The sequence below is a fragment of the Bifidobacterium scardovii JCM 12489 = DSM 13734 genome (assembly GCF_001042635.1).
GTDB classification, from domain to species: domain Bacteria; phylum Actinomycetota; class Actinomycetes; order Actinomycetales; family Bifidobacteriaceae; genus Bifidobacterium; species Bifidobacterium scardovii.
This window is the reverse complement of the sequence record NZ_AP012331.1, coordinates 518273-535439: the sequence shown is the minus strand read 5'-3', so window position 1 is coordinate 535439 and position 17167 is coordinate 518273. Positions and strand designations below refer to the sequence as shown.

The window sequence follows — 17167 nt, the reverse complement described above, 5'->3', positions numbered from 1 at the left end:
GATGGTTGTGGATGCACTTCCACGATACGCCACGCACGGCACGCCGCGCCCGGTAATCGTCACTGGTATACCGCTCGGCCACCCCAGTCGGTTTTGCCGACAGCCCCCGCCAGCGGGGGCATGACCATCCACGGCAAGTCCGGCAGCATACAAGGAAAACGAATATCGGTCGCGTTGCGATCACCGACCGCGCCCGGCGCTCAGCGGCCGCCGAAGGAGCCGCCGCCCGAACCGCCGGACGATCCGCCGAACCCGCCGCCGGAGAAGGAGCCGCCCGACACCGACGAGGGCGCCGCCGCCTGGATGGTGCTGCTGATGTCGGCGAATCCGGCGTTGAGCTGGGCGCCGATATCGCCGACGTTCGCGCTGAACGCGCCCGGATCGAAGGGGGCGTTCGCGGCGCCGCCGACGGCGGAGCCATAGCCGTACCAGCGGTAGGGGCGATAGCTCCAGTACAGCAGCGACTGCGAGGCGTTCGCATCGAGCCAGTCGGGGTCGGCGATCTGCGGATAGGCCTTGGCCAGTTCCTTGAGCACGCGCTCGGAGATGCCGAATGCGGCCGCGTACACCAGATAGCGGTCCCAAAGCAGCAGATCGGCGGCGCCGCGGTCGGAGAAATCGCTGAAATCGGTCAGATAGCGGTACAGGCCGTGCACCTGGCCGGCATATTCCTGCCCGGCTTCGGTCAGCACCGTGTATTTCGCGTACAGCAGCGCGAAGACGCCGACGGCCGTGATCGGGAAGCCGATCACCGCGGACAGGGCGATATTGCCCTGTATCGCGAACATGAACGAGGCGATGGCCCCCAGCACGCAGCCGAGGCTGCCGGCGATGGACACGCCCCCGGACCCGGAGCAGGTGGCGCCGAGCAGAGCGAACTCGTTCGAGCATGCGGTGGTGTACCGTTCCAGCACCTTGTATCCGTCGCTCCAGCTCTTGCACGCCTTCTTCATCTGCTTCAGATCGAATACCGGCGAGCCGACCCGCTTGGAGATCTTGCGCAGCAGCCGCAGCGCCGCATCCTCGCTCCGGCTCAGCGACAGCGCCGCGGCCGTCGAGCCGTCGAGGCCGGCGGGCAGTATCACGATCGTGCTCGTGCGCTTCGCCGCGGTTTTGCGGCCGTCGTCGGCATCGGCCATGCCGGCGAGCCGCACGGCATCGGCCCGGCTCATATCGATGCCCTGGTACATCTCCGAGGGGCCGGGATAGATGGCGATGGCGCGCTTCGAGGCGAGCGACAGGATGGTGGAGGTCATCTGCCGCTCGGCGAGCGGCCCGACGGAGCAGTCCAGCACGCCGGCGAGCTGCGCGGCGGCGGCCGGGCTCATGTCGGGAGGATCGCGCCAGTACTCGATATCGCCGTGGTACTGCGAGTCCCGGTAGCTGCGGAAGGCGAAGATCACCGCGATCACGCATAGGACGACGCCGAGCACCGCGATGGCCACCCATACGGCGATCCGGATCCGGGCGGCGTTCCGCTGGTTGTCGCGCCACAGGCGTTCCTGCCGGCTCTCGTCCTTTTGCAGCGTCGCCAGATGATCGCCGTCGCCGCGGCGGATCCAGTCGTTCCCGCTCTCGCCGGCGGCATCGTCCGCATTCCAGCCGTCGGGCGCCTTCACCACGGCGGCGTCGTAGGCGGCGACCACGTCGAAGTACTGGCCGGCGCGCACGTCGTAGGCGGTGAAGCGCAGCGAGCCGTTCTCGCCGCGGGACGTTTCGGAGGTGCCCTCATAGTGCAGCCACGCCCACGAGTCGTCGGCGCCGATGCCCTTGGGGAAGCGCACGGTGCCCGTCAGCGTGCCGATCGGGATCGGATTGCGCTTGCCGAACGGCTCCCACTGGAACGCGGCGACGTCCCGGTACAGGGTCGTCGCGCCGACGAAGGTCATCGTCACGTCGAATTTGAGGCTGTCGGCCTCGGTCGTGGCCGGGATGTTCCAGCCGATCTCCACGGTCTTCTCACCGGCCGCCGAGCCGCCGGAACCGCGGATCGGGAATCCGTCCGTCCGCGGGTCGAAGGGCTGCGGGTCGTCGGCGCTTGCGGTCACGTCGGCCATGTACCAGTGCCCGGCGTAGTCGCTGTCCCATGCGGAGTCGCTCACGCCGGCCGGGTTCTGCGGGCTGGATTGCGTGTAGGTCTCGCCGGTGGTGACGTTCTTCACGCTCACGCCGGTGATGTTCGCCAGATTGACGCCGTTGATCGTGTACTGCTGGTACAGCTGCTTCCACGGGCGGTCCCCGTCGTCGTCGGACCGGTCCTTGAGACGCATGTCGATATGCTGCGTGATCGTCATGCGGCCGTCGGCCTGTACGTTGACGTCATAGTCGAGCGTGCGGTAGCTCAGATCGGCGCTGCCCTCGACCAACGAAAACCCGATCGCGCCCGCCAGCACGATGAATGCGATCGTCAGCGCCAGCAGCGCGCGGGAGATCAGTCGTTTCGCGTTCATCGCAGGTCAGAACCTGACCTGCGGCACCTGGCGGGACGCCTCGTCGGCCGCGAAGGGCTGTGCCTGCTCGAAGTGGAACAGACCGGCGATGATGTTCGTCGGCACGGTCTCGATCCGGTTGTTGTACTTCATGACCACGTCGTTGTAGAACTGGCGCGCGTAGGCGATCTTCTCCTCGAGGCCCTTGAGCTGGCCCTGCAGGTCCATGAAGTTCTGGTTGGCCTGCAGCTGCGGGTACGCCTCCGCGGTGGCCTGCAGGTTGACCAGGGCGCGGGAGAGCGCGTTCTCGGCGGCCGCGCGCTGCTGCGTGGTGGCGTTCGGGTCGTTCGCGGCGGCGACGGCCCCGGCGCGGGCCTGGGTCACCTGCGTGAACACCTGCGACTCGTGGGACGCGTACCCCTTCACCGTCTCCACGAGATTCGGGATCAGGTCGGCGCGCTGCTTGAGCTGCACGTCGATCTGCGCCCACCCGTTCTTCACCCGGTTGCGCAGCACGACCAGCCCGTTGTACGCGCCGACGCCCCACAGCACCAGCGCCACGACGATGACCAGAATGACGATCAATGCGATCATGATTCGCTCCTTTGCTCGATTACCCCTGTATGCGCCATCATGTATCACTCGTCATTCTTCCAGATACCGGAGCCGGAAGTCCAGCGACACGCAGCCGCGCGCATGTGTGTACACGCACGCGTACACCGGCGTTCACCGGCGCGCAACGCAACGGCGCAAAACGCAATGAGGGACAGCCCCCATCGGGAGCTGTCCCTCATGTCAAAGGATCAGCGGATGTCAGTCCTCGAACCGCCTTCGCCGCAAGCCCGTTCAGTCTCGGCTCCCCTCCCTGAGGGGAGCTGCCGGCGTAGCCGGCTGAGGGGAGAAAAACAACATGGCTCGCTGCCAGGCGTTCGTGGGAATCCTCCCCTCAGACCGCTTCGCGGCCAGCTCCCCTCAGAGAGGGGAGCCAATGAACTTATTGTCAGTCCTCGAATGCTGAGCCATCACAGGGTAAGTCCAGTGGACTTACCCTAGGCGAAGTGAGCGGCTTTGCCGCGAAGGATCCGTGAGAGGACGTCAGTCCTCGAACGGATCGAAGTCGCGGCGCACGCGGCGGCGCGGGCGCTCCGTGCGCTCGACGCGCTCGGCGCGGTACTCGTCGTAGTTCTCGTCGGCAGCGTAGCGCGGGTTGCGGTCGTCGCGGCGGGAGGAACGGCGCGGGCGATCGTCGCGGTCGTCGCGCGAGGCGCGGCGGTCGTCACGATCGTCGCGATCGTCGCGATCGGAGCGACGGTCATCGTCGTAGTCGCGATCGGAACGACGGCGACGCGGACGATCATCGTAGTCACGGTCGGAGTGACGGTCGTCATCGTAGTCGCGATCGGAACGACGGCGACGCGGACGATCATCGAAATCGTCGTCATGGCGGTCGTCGCGGTCACGGCGGCCACGGTATCCGCGGTCGTCGCGATCGCCACGGTCACGGCGGTCACGCCCGCCGCGGCCGCCGCGGCGGTCATCGCGATCGCCACGCTCGCCGCGGTCACGCCCGCCGCGGGCGGGAACGGCCTCCTGATCCTCGAAACCGGGGATCGCCAGGCTGATCTTGCCGCGGTCGTCGACGCCCTGCACGACCACCTCGACGGTGTCGCCTTCCTTGAGCACGTCCTCGACGGCGTCGATGCGCTCGCCGTTGGCGAGGTTGCGGATCTGCGAGATGTGCAGCAGGCCGTCGGTGCCCGGGGTCAGGTTGACGAAGGCGCCGAAGCTCGTGGTCTTGACGACCTTGCCGTTGTAGGTCTCGCCGGCTTCCGGCACATGCGGGTTGGCGATCTGGTCGATGATGGCCTTGGCCTTCTCGGCCGCCTCGCCGCCCTCGGAGGAGATGAACACGGTGCCGTCATCCTCGATGGCGATCTCGGCGCCGGTGTCCTCCTGGATCTGGTTGATCATCTTGCCCTTCGGCCCGATGACCTCGCCGATCTTGTCGACCGGAACGGTGGTGGTGATGATGCGCGGGGCGTACTCGCTCATCTCGGCCGGGCCGTCGATGCACTCGTTGATGAGGTCGAGGATCGTGGCGCGGGCCTCGTGCGCCTGCTGCAGGGCGCCGGCCAGGATGTCGGCCGGGATGCCGTCGAGCTTGGTGTCGAGCTGCAGGGCGGTGATGAACTCGGCGGTGCCGGCGACCTTGAAGTCCATGTCGCCGAACGCGTCCTCGGCGCCCAGGATGTCGGTCAGGGTCTTGAAGATGTGCTGGCCGTCGACGTCGCCGGAGACCAAGCCCATCGCGATGCCCGCGACCGGAGCCTTCAACGGCACGCCCGCGGCGAGCAGCGACAGCGTGGAGGCGCACACGGAGCCCATGGAGGTGGAACCGTTGGAGCCGATGGCCTCGGAGACCTGTCGGATCGCGTACGGGAACTCCTCGCGGCTCGGCAGCACCGGCACGATGGCCTTCTCGGCGAGGGCGCCGTGGCCGATCTCGCGGCGCTTCGGGGAGCCGACGCGGCCGGTCTCGCCGGTGGAGTACGGCGGCATCTCGTAGTTGTGCATGTAGCGCTTGGACTGCGGGCCGGACAGCGCGTCGATCTGCTGCTCCATCTTGAGCATGTTCAGCGTGGTGACGCCCAGGATCTGGGTCTCGCCGCGCTGGAACAGGGCGGAGCCGTGCACGCGGGGCACGATGTCCACCTCGGCGGACAGGGTGCGGATGTCCTTGAGGCCGCGGCCGTCGATGCGGTAGTCCTCGGTGAGGATGCGGCGGCGCACGATCTGGCGCTGCAGCTCCTTGAACGCGTTGCCGAGCTCCTTCTCCTTCTCGCCGGCCTCCATGTCGGTGAACTCGTTCGCGAGCACCTCGCGCACGTGCTCCTTGATCTCGTGGATGCGGTCCTGGCGGGGCAGCTTCTCGGCGATGGAGAGGGCCTCGTCGAGGTCGGCGTGCGCGATCTCGTCGATGCGGGCGTACAGCTCGTCGGTGTACTCCGGGAAGAGCTGGAATTCCTTGGTCTCCTTGGCGGCGACCTTCTTGAGCTCGTCCTGGGCCTCGCAGATCACCTTGATGAACGGCTTGGCGGCCTCGAGGCCCTGGGCCACGACGGCCTCGTCCGGCTTGGTCTGGCCCTCGTCGTAGATGAGGTGCCAGGCGTTCTTGCCGGCGCCGGCCTCGATCATGGCGATGGCGACGTCGCCGTTCTCGACCACGCGGCCGGCGACCACGATCTCGAACACGGCGCGCTCGCGCTCGCTCCAGCGCGGGAAGGCGACCCACTGGCCGTCGATGAGCGCCAGGCGGACACCGGACACCGGGCCGGAGAACGGCAGACCGGAGATCATCGTGGACGCGGAGGCCGCGTTCAGCGCGATGACGTCATAGGCGTCGTCCGGGTCGATGGACAGCACGGTCTCCACGACCTGCACCTCGTTGCGCAGGGTGTGCGGGAACAGCGGGCGCAGCGGGCGGTCGATGATGCGGCAGGCGAGGATGGCCTCGCTCGACGGGCGGCCCTCGCGGCGGAAGAAGGAGCCGGGGATCTTGCCGGCGGCGTACATCTTCTCTTCGACGTCGACGGTCAGCGGGAAGAAGTCGTAGTTCTCCTTCGGGCTGGAGCCGGCGGTGGTGGTGGACAGGATCATCGAGTCGTCGTCGAGGTAGGCGGCGACGGCGCCGTCCGCCTGCTGGGCGAGACGACCGGTTTCGAAGCGCAGCGTACGCTTTCCGAATGAACCATTATCGATTACGGCCTCCACGGCCTTGATTTCGGGACCCTCCATGGGGTTCCTCCTTTGTTCTGTTTTTCTATCTATTCCTACTATCGGCGGTCCTCTTCAGCGGACCAAACTTCACATTCCCAAAACAACATCTCGCGGCTTACCCCGCCGCCTATCCTCTGTCTTGCCATGTAAAACGCCCGAGCGCCATTGCGGCACCCGGGCGGAAGAATTCAGTTATCGACGCAGACCCAGCTTCTCGATCAGGGCACGGTAACGGTTGATGTCAACGTCCTTGAGGTAGCTGAGCAGGCGCTTGCGGTCACCGACCATCAGCAGCAGACCACGACGGGAGTGGTGATCATGCTTGTGCTCCTTCAGGTGCTCGGTCAGGTCGGCGATGCGCTTGCTCAGCAGCGCGACCTGCACCTCGGGGGAACCCGTGTCACCCTCGTGGGTAGCGTACTTGGCGATGATGTCCTGCTTTTCTTCAGCCGTAAGTGCCACGGCATCCTCCTTGTATTGCTGCGCGGTGCTGCCGGCCCAATGCCGGCGCGCTCTCTATCCGCGGGCGAAACACGCCAAGGAGATACTATACGGGCAGGTAGGGACTACGCACGGACGGCCGTCGAAGGCGACGGGCGACGGCGGCGACGCAATCGCCTCACACCGCCTCACACCTCGTCACACCGTGGTGAGCAGGCCTCCGAACATCACGACGAGCAGCGCGATCACCTCGATCACGAAGAACATGATGAACGACGCCCAGCTGCGGGTGAGCACATTGAGCGGCGAGTCCTTGCGGATCAGGATCAGCAGGCCGACCCACAGCACCGCGTACACGGCCACGCCGAACCCGGCGCCGATGATGCCCAGATTCGCCGCGTTCGCCAGCGGCGCGGCGTCGCCGTACACCACATAGGTGGAATACCAGAAGTTGAGTTTGAGCAGGCTCAGCCCGGCGATGAACTGCTCCGCGGCCAGCCCGACGACGAACACGATGCGCCACAGCCACGATTTCGACTCGACGACGGCCACGCCGAGCCCGGTGACGGCCACCACGGTGACGGTCCAGGAGAGGAACGCCAGGCCCCGCGGCTCGAAGGCGCTCATCTGGCCGGTGAGCCACGCCGTCTGCTGCACGGCGAGCAGACGCCCGAGCCAGTAGGGGGCGATGATCGCGATCAGCACGAAGGCGATATAGACCACCCACTGCACCGGATGCGACTGGCTGCGCTCGATGTCGGCCAGCGACAGGGACGATTCCGGGATCGACGGCGCAGGATGCTTGGAAACGCCGACCGTCTCGATCCGGCCGCCGACGACCTCCGTCGCCTCGTTGGGCGCCGGCGCGACCCGCGCGGCCGACCCGTCGGATTCGGACGCCTTGGGATCGGATTCGCCAGCATGCGCTTCGCTCGCCATATGCTCACCTCGTCAATTCGGACCGACCATTCCCGCCAGACCATACTAACGTGCCGGGCAAACGTAGCACGCAACCCGCGGCGCGGACCCGGGGTACGGGCAGCGGGGCACGGGGCTGTCCGGGGGAACGCGGAGCGCGCGCCCTCCCTTATCCTCCATCCGCGGGCCCCAGCCGCCCGCACGCCGGTCCAACCGTCCGCGCGCATGCCCACCCATCGGTTTGCTTGGCGGCCCCAGATGTAACGCGCATCACAATATATAGTGCGCAATATCGTCTTGAACCACTAGATATTGTGTTAGCGTGGACTCGCTTGTTGGCGCATCCACCGCGGCCCGAACCGCGGCCGATGCGCGCCGATGTTGTGAGAAAGGAAACAGCGAGCATGCATACCGATCCATCCGCACAGAACGTCATCCCCGGTTCCATCACCCCGCCGAAGTGGCCGAGGAACCCGCAGGGGCGGCTCCGCCCGGTGAACTGGAACCAGCTGCAGGACGAGAAGGACCTGGAGATCTGGAACAGGCTGACCTCGAACTTCTGGCTGCCCGAGAAGGTGCCGCTGTCCAACGACATCCCCACCTGGAACGGCATGAGCGACGACCAGCACCGGCTCGTGATGCGCGTGTTCACCGGCCTGACCCTGCTGGACACCGTGCAGGCCACCGTCGGCGAACCCTCGCAGATCCAAGACGCGCGCACCGAGCACGAGGAGGCGGTGTACACCAACATCGCGTTCATGCAGGCCGTGCACGCCCGCTCCTATTCGTCGGTGTTCTCCACGCTGGCCAGCACGGCGGAAACCAACGAGGCCTACCGGTGGGCCGTGGGCAACGACCTGCTGCAGCGGCGGGCGACGACGGTGATGCGCTTCTACTACGAGGACGACCCGCTCAAGCGCAAGGCCGCCTCCACGCTGCTCTCGTCCCTGCTGCTGTACGCGGGGTTCTACCTGCCGCTGTACTACTCGACCCGCGGGCTGCTGATGAACACCGCCGACATGATCCGCCTGATCCTGCGCGACAAGGCCGTTCACGGATACTATTCGGGATACAAGTACCAGCGCGGGCTGGAGACCAAAAACGCCGGGGAGCAGGAGCGGATGCGCGAGTTCGTCTACGGTCTGGTCCGGGAGCTCTACGATCTGGAGATGCGATACTCGGGCGAGCTGTACGAGCCGGTCGGGCTGATGGACGACGCGGCCACCTTCGTGCGGTACAACGCCAACAAGGCGCTGATGAACCTGGGATACGACGCCATGTTCGACGCCGGGGACACCCAGGTCAACCCGGCGGTGCTGGCCGCCCTGTCGCCCAGCGCCAACGAGAACCACGACTTCTTCTCCGGTTCGGGCTCCTCGTACGTGATGGGCGTCTCGGAATCGACCAACGACGAGGACTGGGAGTTCTAGCGGCCGCGCCGCCAGTTCACTCTCCATGCCCGGCTTCCCTTTTGGAGGACGGACCCACGATACGCGATACGCGGCCAAGCATGACAAAAGGCCGTAAACCCTTGGAATCATCGGGTTTCCGGCCTTTGCCAGTGGAGCGGATGACGGGAATCGAACCCGCGTAATCAGTTTGGAAGACTGATGGCACGGTGTCCCGCGCGTCTACTGCCGTTTGCGTTTGCCGGGTATCCAATGTTCCTAGGTCGCCCTATGGTCGCCCTAACCTTATCTGTCTCTATTTTTTCGTCTCCTAGCAGGAGATTGACATCATGATACCGCATTCTGGCTTCTTGAGCGACGAAAGATCGCCCGGCACTGCAGTGCGACCCATGATTGGGTCACCTGCAGTGCCGGGCGGGGCGGAAACGTAACATTCGGGATTGAATCATTCTTTCTGGGTTCATCCGCATGATCTGCCATATGGATGAGTCCCCTGCGTTTCCCTCACCTACTATATCGGTAAGGAAAGCGTCATGCGGCCAGATCGTATTTGGCTTTGATGGCGCTTGCGCCGATGAGCGTGCCGCATAGGGTGCCGAGGGCGTTGAGCGTGGTGACGACGGCGTCGATGTATGGCCATCCCCATGCGGGGCCGACGGCTCCCACGAAGAGTGCGAGCGCGGGGAAGGCGATGAGGCCGAGCCATTTGAGCACGTCGTACAGTTTGCCGGGGATGAGCCATGCGGGGGCCGTAGTGTCGGGTGCGTCCTGTTCCGCAACGGTGGTCGTATCGTTTTCGGGGGTGGTGTCGATCGGGTTTTCCGTCATGATGGGTCCCTTTCCTTTCAGTATCCGAGTTTCTTGTTGACGATGGCCTGCACGGCCGCGTAGTTCGCTCCCAGCGCGTTGCGACGCTGATCGCCGTTGCCGTAGTCACCGCGAATCACTGCGTCTGCCAGGGCGTTGAGGTCTACGCTCGGCGCGGAACCGCCGCCCTGGCCGAGCATCTGGTTGACGCGGGCCTGTACGGCCTGGTAGTTGGCTCCGAGAGCGGCCTTGCGTTGCTCGCCGTTGCCGAACTCGCCGTTGATGGCGCGGCGGGCGAGGTCGTCGATGCTCGCACCCCCGTTGCCGCCCCCACTGTTGCCGTTGCTGCCTGCGGTGATGCCGTAGCGTTGGTTGACGATGGCCATGACGGCGTCGTACTTGTCGCCGAGCCGGGCCCTGCGGGTCTCCCCGTTGCCGTAGTCTCCGCGGATGACCGCGTCCGCGAGGGCATTGAGATCGGCGGCCTGCGGCGCGGGTGCCGGGGTGGACGGCTTGGGTGCGGGCTTGCCGCCGGTCATCGAGTCGTACCATGCCTGCGCCTTGGCCATGTACGCGTCCTTTTGCGAGCCGTAGAGCGATGCGGGGCATTCGGTGCTGCTGAACGCGGAGTGGGGGAACACGTTGACACCCCATGCGGGTCGGCCGAGCCCGTAGTGTTTGCACAACGCGGCCACGAGGTGGGCCCCGTTGTCGAGCGTGGCGTCTGACACCTTCCACGGGTTCGTGCTGATGTCGGCGTGCTCAATACCGATGCTGGTGAGGTTCGCCTCCCAATTGCCGGCGTGCCACGCGGTGTCGGCGTCCCACACGAGCTGGCCGATGCGCCCGTTGGCATCGACCTGGTAGTGCGCGGACGCCTCGCGGGTCTGCCACACGCTGTAGCAGCCGGCGATGCTCAGGTTGCCCGCGTTGTGATGCACGAGAACCTTGTCGATCTTCCTGCCGGAGCGTCCGGGCGTGTAATGCGTGGTGAGGATCATGTCCTCGTCCGCTTCGAGGGTGTCCCAGTTCTTCATGGGGATCGTTCCTTTCTATTTGGTTGGTGGTTGGTGTTGGCCGCGTAGGTCGTGGACCTCGCGGCGCAGTTCGGTCAGGTTGTCCTCGCTGTTGGCGATCCTGCGGTTGACGGTCGCAAACTCGCCGTTCATGTCGTCGCGCAGCCCGTCGATCGCGTCGAGCACGCTGCGGTTCTTCTCGTCGAGGTCGTCGCGCAATGGTTTGGGATGGTTGTTGGTGATTTCTCCGCGCGTGGCCCGGTCGCGTTCCCTGCCTTTCCGGTCGGCCCATAGTGCGGTGATGATGTTCGAGCCCACGGTCAGCGCGGCCACGACGATGTACGCCCATGCGGGCAGGCCTTCGGGAAGGGTCATGGGATGCCTCCAGGATTTTCGTCTTTTTCCGGGGTTCGAGGTGCTATGCTGTTGCTCCCCACCCCGCATGATGCAGGGCCTAGACGAGGAGGTGATGAGGAATGGGGAAGATCATTCTGTGCCGTCAGGTGGAGTGCCGTAGCCGTATGTCGTACCGGGATTTCAAGGAGGCCGGCGATATGGATTGGCTCCCGGCGTTCGGCGAGATCGTGCGTGATCCGGAAGGCGGGAGCCTGCGTGTGATCGGCCATGTCTGGAGAGGATACGACGCCTACGTGTTCGGAGCACCGGTGCACGCCTGACCTCGAACTCGGCGGCACATCCCCTCGGGGGATGCGCCGCTTTTTCGTATTTCGCTATGATCCGATTTAGATCATGGTGAGTGGGATTTTGAATGTGGTGCGCTGCCAGCTGATCCATACGAGGTTGTAGTCAAGGGCTCCCTGTCCGCTGCCGGTGGTGCTGTTGTTGATCGGGATGAGGCAGTTGGCCATGTGCGCGTATTCCTTCTTGACGCTGGCGTACGACATCCAGTAGGGGTCCCTGTGGTTGGCCTTGCGGTTGAAGCCCATCTGGTAGACGACCTCGGATGTTTTGGCGCTGTTGGGCTTGTCGGCGACGTGGTCGACCCATTGGTAGACCGCGGGCCCGTGCACGTCGGCCACGTTGCCCTCGACCAGGACGCTCTTGACGCCGCCGTCCGACTTGGTCAGCAGCGCGTAGGCGGGGCCGGACTGGGCGGCGGGCAGGGCGTTGCGCACGATGTTGCCCTCGAGGACGATCTGGTTGTCGGTGGCCGCGTCCCTCGTGTCGTCGCCGTACAGTGGCGCGACCAGGATGCACGGCATGGAGTCCGTGCGCGCCGCGTTGTCGACGATCCGGTTGCCTTTGACGGACACGCGGCCGCCGCGGGCCGAGCCGATCTCGAGGATCGCGTACGCGTGGGTGGACGGGTGCCCGTCCTGGTTGGACGGATACCAGGTGTCCGACAGCGGCCCGTAGTGGCGCTGGTAGAGGAACACGTTGTCGTGGATGCTGACGCCCATGCTGGGCGTGTCGCATGCCAGGCGCAGGCACGAGTCGCGGAACGTGTTGCCGGAGATCATGTGCAGGTTGAGGCTGTCGCCGATCTCCAGCGACCAGTTCGCCGATCCGGTGCTGACGAACGTGTTGCCCTCCAATACGCCGGTGGGGCAGCTGGAGTCCCAGGGCAGGGGGTTGGAGAACGAGACCATGAACGTGCACGGCCGGTCGCCGCCGCCCTCGAACGTGTTGTTGGCCACGATCTGCTCGTCGACCCTCCACGCGACCGCGTAGCAGCACACCCCGTTCGTGGACATGACGCGGTTGTTGACGGTGGTCATCCTGTCGTTGCCCTCGTTGCCGATGTTGTTGTCCCAGCAATCGGACACGGTGTTGCCCTCGACGAGCACGCCGCGCGTCCACGTGCCCCAGATCCCGCTGCCGCCGCAGTTGCGCACCGTGTTGCGCACGATCCTGATGTCGTGGCAGGGTTTGGGCACGCTGCGCGCCAACTGGGCGCTGTCGACGGGGAGCGCGGGATCGTATTTCTTGGGGTCGGCGTCCCCGCCCCACCATTGGATCCCCGACCATTTGAGCAGCGCGTTGTCGATCATATTGCCCTCGACCGTGCTATTCGAGCAGTATTTGAGGTTGATCGCCGCCTGCGCCGACGGTTTCTTCTCGGTCCCGTCGCCGAAGCTGTCGCACCGGTTATGGGAGACGGTGATCCGCTCGCACATGCTGCCCGTGATCTCCGCGCCGTCCGGCCGCACGGTCAGCCACTTGTCGGCGTTGGCCTGGACGAGCGCGCCCGAGATCGCGTGGCAGCGGGTTACGGTCACGTCATGCGACCCGTGGTAGACGCCTATCGCGTAGTCGCCCGGATTGTGCAGGCGGAAGCCCAAATGGGCGATGAGCGTGTCGGAGCCGCACAGGATGAGCTTGGCCTTGTCGACCTGCACGGGCAGATCCAGTTCGGTGCGCAGCACGGACAGGTTCGAACCGGCTCCGACCAGGCGCACGGGGGACGTGAACCGGATCGTGTCGGAGAGCACGTAGACGCCCTCGGGCACGTACAGGCACGGCAGGCCCGCCTTCGCGGCCCCCTGGAACGCGAGCGTGTCGTCCGACGCGCCGTCGCCCTTCGCGCCCAGCTTGCGGATGTTGTCCGCGTCCAGCAGAGTCGCGTATCGTCCCGAAACAAGCCGCATGTCACGGATATCCGACGCGTCGTACATGGGATCGTCCGACACCAGGTACACGCCGGCCCCCCGTCGCCGGGCGTCCAGTAGCCGCGCGTGCGCGCGCCCATCCCGGCGCGCAGCAGACGATCCGCGCGCATGGCCGACACCGTGTCGTACACGCGGTCCACATGGCCGAACACCGCCAGCGAGGTCGCCGTCTCCTCGCCGGACACGAAACCGGCGACCGCCTCGTCCTGCGCGGCGGTTTCGGACGCCATGGGCCCCTGCGGACCCGGCACGCCCTGCGGGCCGGGCATCACGCTCTCCATCAGATCCACGATCTGCTCGCTCATAGCCACTCCATTCCTATCAATCGCTCAATATCCAATAACCCCAGCCGACCGTGCGCACCGTCGCACCCGAAGGACTGACGACCACGCACTTCCACTGCCCACCGCGACGCTGCAGCCAGATATCGGCCGCGAACGCCGAGGGCGGCAGGTTCGCCACCGCGTACCCGTCATCCGTCATCTCGTCGCACGAACGCGAATACCACAACTCCACGCCGTCCGGCGAGCGCAGTTCGATACGCCCGCTCCAGCCGGTCAGATCCTTTCCCGTGATCTCGCCGGTCGCGAGGTTCCGTCGCCGCCAGCGGCCGCCCAGTCGTTCGCCGTCGCCGCGCACGAGACGCACATCAAGCGGCTTGACGCGTTTGCCGTACACGCCGTTCATGCGGCCCCTCCCTTCACTGATCCGTTCATCCGGTCACCGTGCCCTTGTTCTCCAGCGCGGTCACGCGCCTGTCCAGATTGTCGAGCTGGGTTTTCAGCCAGACCTGGTTGTCGTAGAGCGTGTGCTGGATCTGGTCGACGCGCCCGTCCGTGGCCGCGAGGTTGTCCGTGACGGTCTTCAACTGGCTGACCGTGCTGCCCTGGTCGTCCACGATGCCCTTGAGCTGGTCCACGATCTGGCCGAGCTGCTTCTGCTGCGCCTCGAGCGACGCCTGCTGGCTCTTCAACTGATCCTGGGCGGCCTTGAGCTGCTCCTGCTGGGCTTCAAGCTGAGCCTGCTGTTTCGCGAGCGCTGCCTGCTGTTGCTCGATGATGACCTGTTGCAGGCCCTGTGTCTGGGTGAGTTCGTCGAGTTTCGAGGTCAGTTGGGTCAGTTCGGTGCCGGTTGGGCGGTTCGCCTCTTTCTTCGATGCCTCGCGTTTGCGTTGCGCGTTGACTTGGCGGGTGGCCCAGTCGGCTCCGGGCGACGTGTATACGCGGGTCAGGTCGGTGACCGGCGTATCCAATGGTTCGCCCTTGTCCGCATCGACGCTTGCGACGACGGCTTGGGCGAGGAGCCTCATGCCTTCGTCGTTGGGGTTGATGCCGGTGGCGTGCATGTCGGGGTCGGATCCGCAGATGGCGCGCATGTTGCGGATGACGAGCGCGTCGGCCGCGACTGCGGCCAGGGTGATCGCGGTGAGGATATGACCCTGTTTCGCGATCGCCTCGGTGTCGTCGGCGTCGGGGATGCATCCGGGGCCGACGCCCACGACGATGCGTGCAGCGGTGAATATGCTCCTGGCCTTGCCGATCGTGTCCGAGACTGCCTGCTGCATGTTGGCCAGCGACTGGTAGGAGTCGGTCAGTCCGGTCATCAGGAACACGTAGCCGACCTGGTTATGCGGGTATCCGGTGTCGGTTTTGGCCGTGTCGAGCTGCATGCCGATGGTGTTGCCGTCGATCAGGTAGCCGGCGTTGGTTTTGGCGTAGTTGTGTTCGGTCAGGTTCAGTTCGCCGCTGACCAGCGTGCTGTATCGTTTCGTGGTCGTGCTGGACCCGGTGCCTAGGGTGACGCTGTCGCCGCACCATACGGCGTGCGTTCCCGCCGGTATGGCGCGGGTCTGGTTGATGCCGTTCACGTCTCGTTCCTTTCCTGGGCCTGCAGGGTGAGCCAGTCGCTGTCCGCGGAGCCGCTCAGGTCGGTGATCTTCAGTCTGAGCAGTCGGGAGCCGAGGTGGTCGTCCTCGACGCGCAGGTCGGCATGGTCGCCGACGCGCACCCTGTGCTCTTCGCCGACCTTAATCTTGTAGGTCTCGGCCGGGAACGCGCCTTGTGCGAGGTCTCCCAATGCGTGGGCCTGCAATGTTCTCAGGTCGCTGACGGTGGTGTGCGTGGTGTCCGCGGACTGGCAGAACAGGTAGCCGGCCTCGGTGAGCCGGGTGGTGGTGCGCCGGCACATGAGGGTCTTGTCGCCGTCCTTGCCTCCGGTGAGCCATGCCTGCGAGGTCATGGCCCCGCCGGCCCCGGCCACCGAGGAGAGGATGACGCGCTGGCCGGGGATGACCGCGTTCCACTGGTGCGTCGAATCCACAAGCTCGGCTCCGGCATGCAGGTCGAATATGAGACTCCCGTCGGGTTTAATGCGCGGGTCGAACCTGACCTCGATGCCGTGTTCGAGGTTGGTCAGGTCGAGGATCCGGTCGGCGCAGGTGGCCAGATCCCACGCGTAGTAGGTGCGGGTCTTGTCGCCGCCGGTCGTCGCGGGTAGGCCGATGGGCAGGCCGCCCCATTGCATGGCCTCGGCGGTCAGTCCGCGTGCGATGTCCGCGTAGCTGCCTTTGAGGGTGAGGTCCATGTCCCCGGCGGGGTGTTTCTCGTCGAGGAGCATGCTTCCGTCGCGCCACGAGTCCTTCAACGCGTGGTTGATGACGAGTCGCTTGGTCAGCAGGGTCAGGCCGCCTCCCACCGTGAGTTTCAGGCTCCGGTTCTCCGCGTCCCACTCCCAGTCCGTCAACGGGCCCGCATGCATGACCTCGAAACCGCCATTGGTGGCGCGTTGCAGGGCGATCAGCGCCTTCCAGCAGCGCAGGGATTCGAACAGTCCGAGTCTGGCGGCGGTTCGCGTGTAGTCGACGGTCACGTTCATGGATCCGGGCTGGTTCAATGACTCCGTCCAGTCGGCGGCCGTGTAGGGCAGCCGGTAGAGGTGCCGGCCGGTGACCGGCTCGTACACATGCACCGTCAACGGTGCGGGCCGTGATGCCATGAGGTCACCTCCACGCCGGTCGTATGATCATCGATGCCGCTCCCCCGCCCACGACGACGGCCGACACGGTTCCGCCGCCCGGCGGGATCTGGAACGCGTCGTCGTAGGTGACGGTGCCCGCGCTGGGGATCATGTCGCGGAAATCCAATGCCAGGTCCTGCGCGTCGCCCTGCCATTTCACGCGATGCCCCGCATACGACAACGCCAGCGAGGTCGCATGCCCCGATATTCTCACGCTCGGCCATGTGGCCGCCGTGCCGGGGTTCTGGCAGCGGATCACGCCGCCGGACGCCGTGTAGGTGACCGGCTGCCCGTATTTCAACGGGTCGGGGCAATAGATGATGAGCGTGAAGGTGAACGCCCGGAGACTGAGCAGCATGCTTGGCGCGGGATCGTCGGCGAGCCATCCGGTCAAAGCGCGTATTCCGAGCGCATCCTCCACAAGCAGGGTGACCGGCTTGTAGGCGAGCGCGCATATTCTGTCTCGGAATTGCGCCGCGGCCGCGGTCGAAAAGCGGGCCATCGCGCATTTGATGGTGATGGTTCGCGATTCGCCGGTGAGGCGGCTAGGCCAGTAGGATCCGTCCTGTTGCGGCATCGGGGTTCCTGTTTCCCGTGGTTTTGGCGTGCCGAACAGTCCGTCGATGCCGTTGAGGGTGATCCATGCGTGAGCCCGGTTGTCGAGTCTGTTGTCGGTTAGGGTGATCGTGTCGTTCTCGGTGGTGAGCTGTATGCGCATGTATTCT

General features: G+C 65.6%; 15 protein-coding genes. 2 read left to right on the top strand and 13 right to left on the bottom strand.

Features of this window, described 5'->3' with window-relative positions; genetic code table 11:
• Positions 1–200: 200 nt before the first annotated feature.
• The 5 genes from BBSC_RS02130 to BBSC_RS02110 all read right to left on the bottom strand — a co-directional run bounded on the left by BBSC_RS02130 (position 201) and on the right by BBSC_RS02110 (position 7586).
• The gene (locus BBSC_RS02130; RefSeq protein WP_033520004.1) at positions 201–2450 is read right to left on the bottom strand and encodes a DUF2207 domain-containing protein; all 2250 of its coding nucleotides are present in this window, start codon (positions 2448–2450) and stop codon (positions 201–203) included.
• A gap of 6 nt (positions 2451–2456) precedes the next feature.
• Positions 2457–3023 carry a LemA family protein gene (locus tag BBSC_RS02125; protein ID WP_033520005.1) on the bottom strand — a complete coding sequence of 189 codons (567 nt, stop codon included), beginning with the start codon at positions 3021–3023 and terminating at the stop codon, positions 2457–2459.
• 501 nt (positions 3024–3524) lie between these two features.
• On the bottom strand, positions 3525–6224 hold the full coding sequence (locus tag BBSC_RS02120) for a polyribonucleotide nucleotidyltransferase (RefSeq protein WP_033520006.1): 2700 nt from the start codon (positions 6222–6224) through the stop codon (positions 3525–3527).
• A gap of 174 nt (positions 6225–6398) precedes the next feature.
• Positions 6399–6668 carry a 30S ribosomal protein S15 gene (gene rpsO, locus BBSC_RS02115; RefSeq protein WP_033520007.1) on the bottom strand — a complete coding sequence of 90 codons (270 nt, stop codon included), beginning with the start codon at positions 6666–6668 and terminating at the stop codon, positions 6399–6401.
• Between the two features lie 177 nt (positions 6669–6845).
• Positions 6846–7586: a hypothetical protein gene (locus BBSC_RS02110; RefSeq protein ID WP_033520008.1), complete on the bottom strand. Its 741-nt coding sequence runs from the start codon at positions 7584–7586 to the stop codon at positions 6846–6848.
• 383 nt (positions 7587–7969) lie between these two features.
• Between BBSC_RS02110 and nrdF the strand changes: the two genes are divergently transcribed.
• Positions 7970–8995, top strand: a complete 1026-nt coding sequence (gene nrdF, locus BBSC_RS02105; RefSeq protein ID WP_081892806.1) for a class 1b ribonucleoside-diphosphate reductase subunit beta — start codon at positions 7970–7972, stop codon at positions 8993–8995.
• 510 nt (positions 8996–9505) lie between these two features.
• On the opposite strand, the gene BBSC_RS02095 is transcribed toward nrdF, so the two are convergent.
• From BBSC_RS02095 to BBSC_RS02085, 3 genes are read right to left on the bottom strand one after another with little or no spacing between them, the layout of a single operon-like run.
• Positions 9506–9802: a phage holin gene (locus tag BBSC_RS02095; RefSeq protein ID WP_033520072.1), complete on the bottom strand. Its 297-nt coding sequence runs from the start codon at positions 9800–9802 to the stop codon at positions 9506–9508.
• A gap of 17 nt (positions 9803–9819) precedes the next feature.
• Positions 9820–10818 carry an N-acetylmuramoyl-L-alanine amidase gene (locus BBSC_RS02090; RefSeq protein ID WP_033520074.1) on the bottom strand — a complete coding sequence of 333 codons (999 nt, stop codon included), beginning with the start codon at positions 10816–10818 and terminating at the stop codon, positions 9820–9822.
• 15 nt (positions 10819–10833) lie between these two features.
• A complete protein-coding gene (locus BBSC_RS02085) occupies positions 10834–11172 on the bottom strand; it encodes a hypothetical protein (protein ID WP_033520075.1) in 339 nt (112 codons plus the stop codon).
• 101 nt (positions 11173–11273) lie between these two features.
• Here BBSC_RS02085 and BBSC_RS13580 point away from each other — a divergent pair, with 101 nt between their 5' ends.
• Positions 11274–11474 carry a hypothetical protein gene (locus BBSC_RS13580; protein ID WP_144414399.1) on the top strand — a complete coding sequence of 67 codons (201 nt, stop codon included), beginning with the start codon at positions 11274–11276 and terminating at the stop codon, positions 11472–11474.
• A 66-nt stretch (positions 11475–11540) separates the two neighbouring features.
• On the opposite strand, the gene BBSC_RS13880 is transcribed toward BBSC_RS13580, so the two are convergent.
• From BBSC_RS13880 to BBSC_RS02060, 5 genes are all read right to left on the bottom strand, one after another.
• Positions 11541–13457: a right-handed parallel beta-helix repeat-containing protein gene (locus tag BBSC_RS13880; protein ID WP_048349652.1), complete on the bottom strand. Its 1917-nt coding sequence runs from the start codon at positions 13455–13457 to the stop codon at positions 11541–11543.
• A 291-nt stretch (positions 13458–13748) separates the two neighbouring features.
• On the bottom strand, positions 13749–14114 hold the full coding sequence (locus tag BBSC_RS12745; protein ID WP_051923279.1) for a hypothetical protein: 366 nt from the start codon (positions 14112–14114) through the stop codon (positions 13749–13751).
• A gap of 25 nt (positions 14115–14139) precedes the next feature.
• Positions 14140–15294, bottom strand: coding sequence for an SGNH/GDSL hydrolase family protein (locus tag BBSC_RS02070; RefSeq protein WP_033519566.1), 1155 nt, complete (start codon positions 15292–15294; stop codon positions 14140–14142).
• The gene (locus tag BBSC_RS02065; RefSeq protein WP_144414398.1) at positions 15291–16421 is read right to left on the bottom strand and encodes a hypothetical protein; all 1131 of its coding nucleotides are present in this window, start codon (positions 16419–16421) and stop codon (positions 15291–15293) included. The genes BBSC_RS02070 and BBSC_RS02065 overlap by 4 nt, the downstream gene beginning before the upstream one ends.
• A gap of 4 nt (positions 16422–16425) precedes the next feature.
• A complete protein-coding gene (locus BBSC_RS02060) occupies positions 16426–17160 on the bottom strand; it encodes a hypothetical protein (protein WP_033519563.1) in 735 nt (244 codons plus the stop codon).
• Positions 17161–17167 lie beyond the last annotated feature (7 nt).

Bases quoted from the DNA above. Each gene is read 5' to 3' on its own strand.
- BBSC_RS02130 (WP_033520004.1), bottom strand. From the start codon at position 2,450: ATGAACGCGAAACGACTGATCTCCCGCGCGCTGCTGGCGCTGACGATC.
- BBSC_RS02125 (WP_033520005.1), bottom strand. From the start codon at position 3,023: ATGATCGCATTGATCGTCATTCTGGTCATCGTCGTGGCGCTGGTGCTG.
- BBSC_RS02120 (WP_033520006.1), bottom strand. From the start codon at position 6,224: ATGGAGGGTCCCGAAATCAAGGCCGTGGAGGCCGTAATCGATAATGGT.
- BBSC_RS02110 (WP_033520008.1), bottom strand. From the start codon at position 7,586: ATGGCGAGCGAAGCGCATGCTGGCGAATCCGATCCCAAGGCGTCCGAA.
- nrdF (WP_081892806.1), top strand. From the start codon at position 7,970: ATGCATACCGATCCATCCGCACAGAACGTCATCCCCGGTTCCATCACC.
- BBSC_RS02095 (WP_033520072.1), bottom strand. From the start codon at position 9,802: ATGACGGAAAACCCGATCGACACCACCCCCGAAAACGATACGACCACC.
- BBSC_RS02090 (WP_033520074.1), bottom strand. From the start codon at position 10,818: ATGAAGAACTGGGACACCCTCGAAGCGGACGAGGACATGATCCTCACC.
- BBSC_RS02085 (WP_033520075.1), bottom strand. From the start codon at position 11,172: ATGACCCTTCCCGAAGGCCTGCCCGCATGGGCGTACATCGTCGTGGCC.
- BBSC_RS13580 (WP_144414399.1), top strand. From the start codon at position 11,274: ATGGGGAAGATCATTCTGTGCCGTCAGGTGGAGTGCCGTAGCCGTATG.
- BBSC_RS12745 (WP_051923279.1), bottom strand. From the start codon at position 14,114: ATGAACGGCGTGTACGGCAAACGCGTCAAGCCGCTTGATGTGCGTCTC.
- BBSC_RS02065 (WP_144414398.1), bottom strand. From the start codon at position 16,421: ATGGCATCACGGCCCGCACCGTTGACGGTGCATGTGTACGAGCCGGTC.
- BBSC_RS02060 (WP_033519563.1), bottom strand. From the start codon at position 17,160: ATGCGCATACAGCTCACCACCGAGAACGACACGATCACCCTAACCGAC.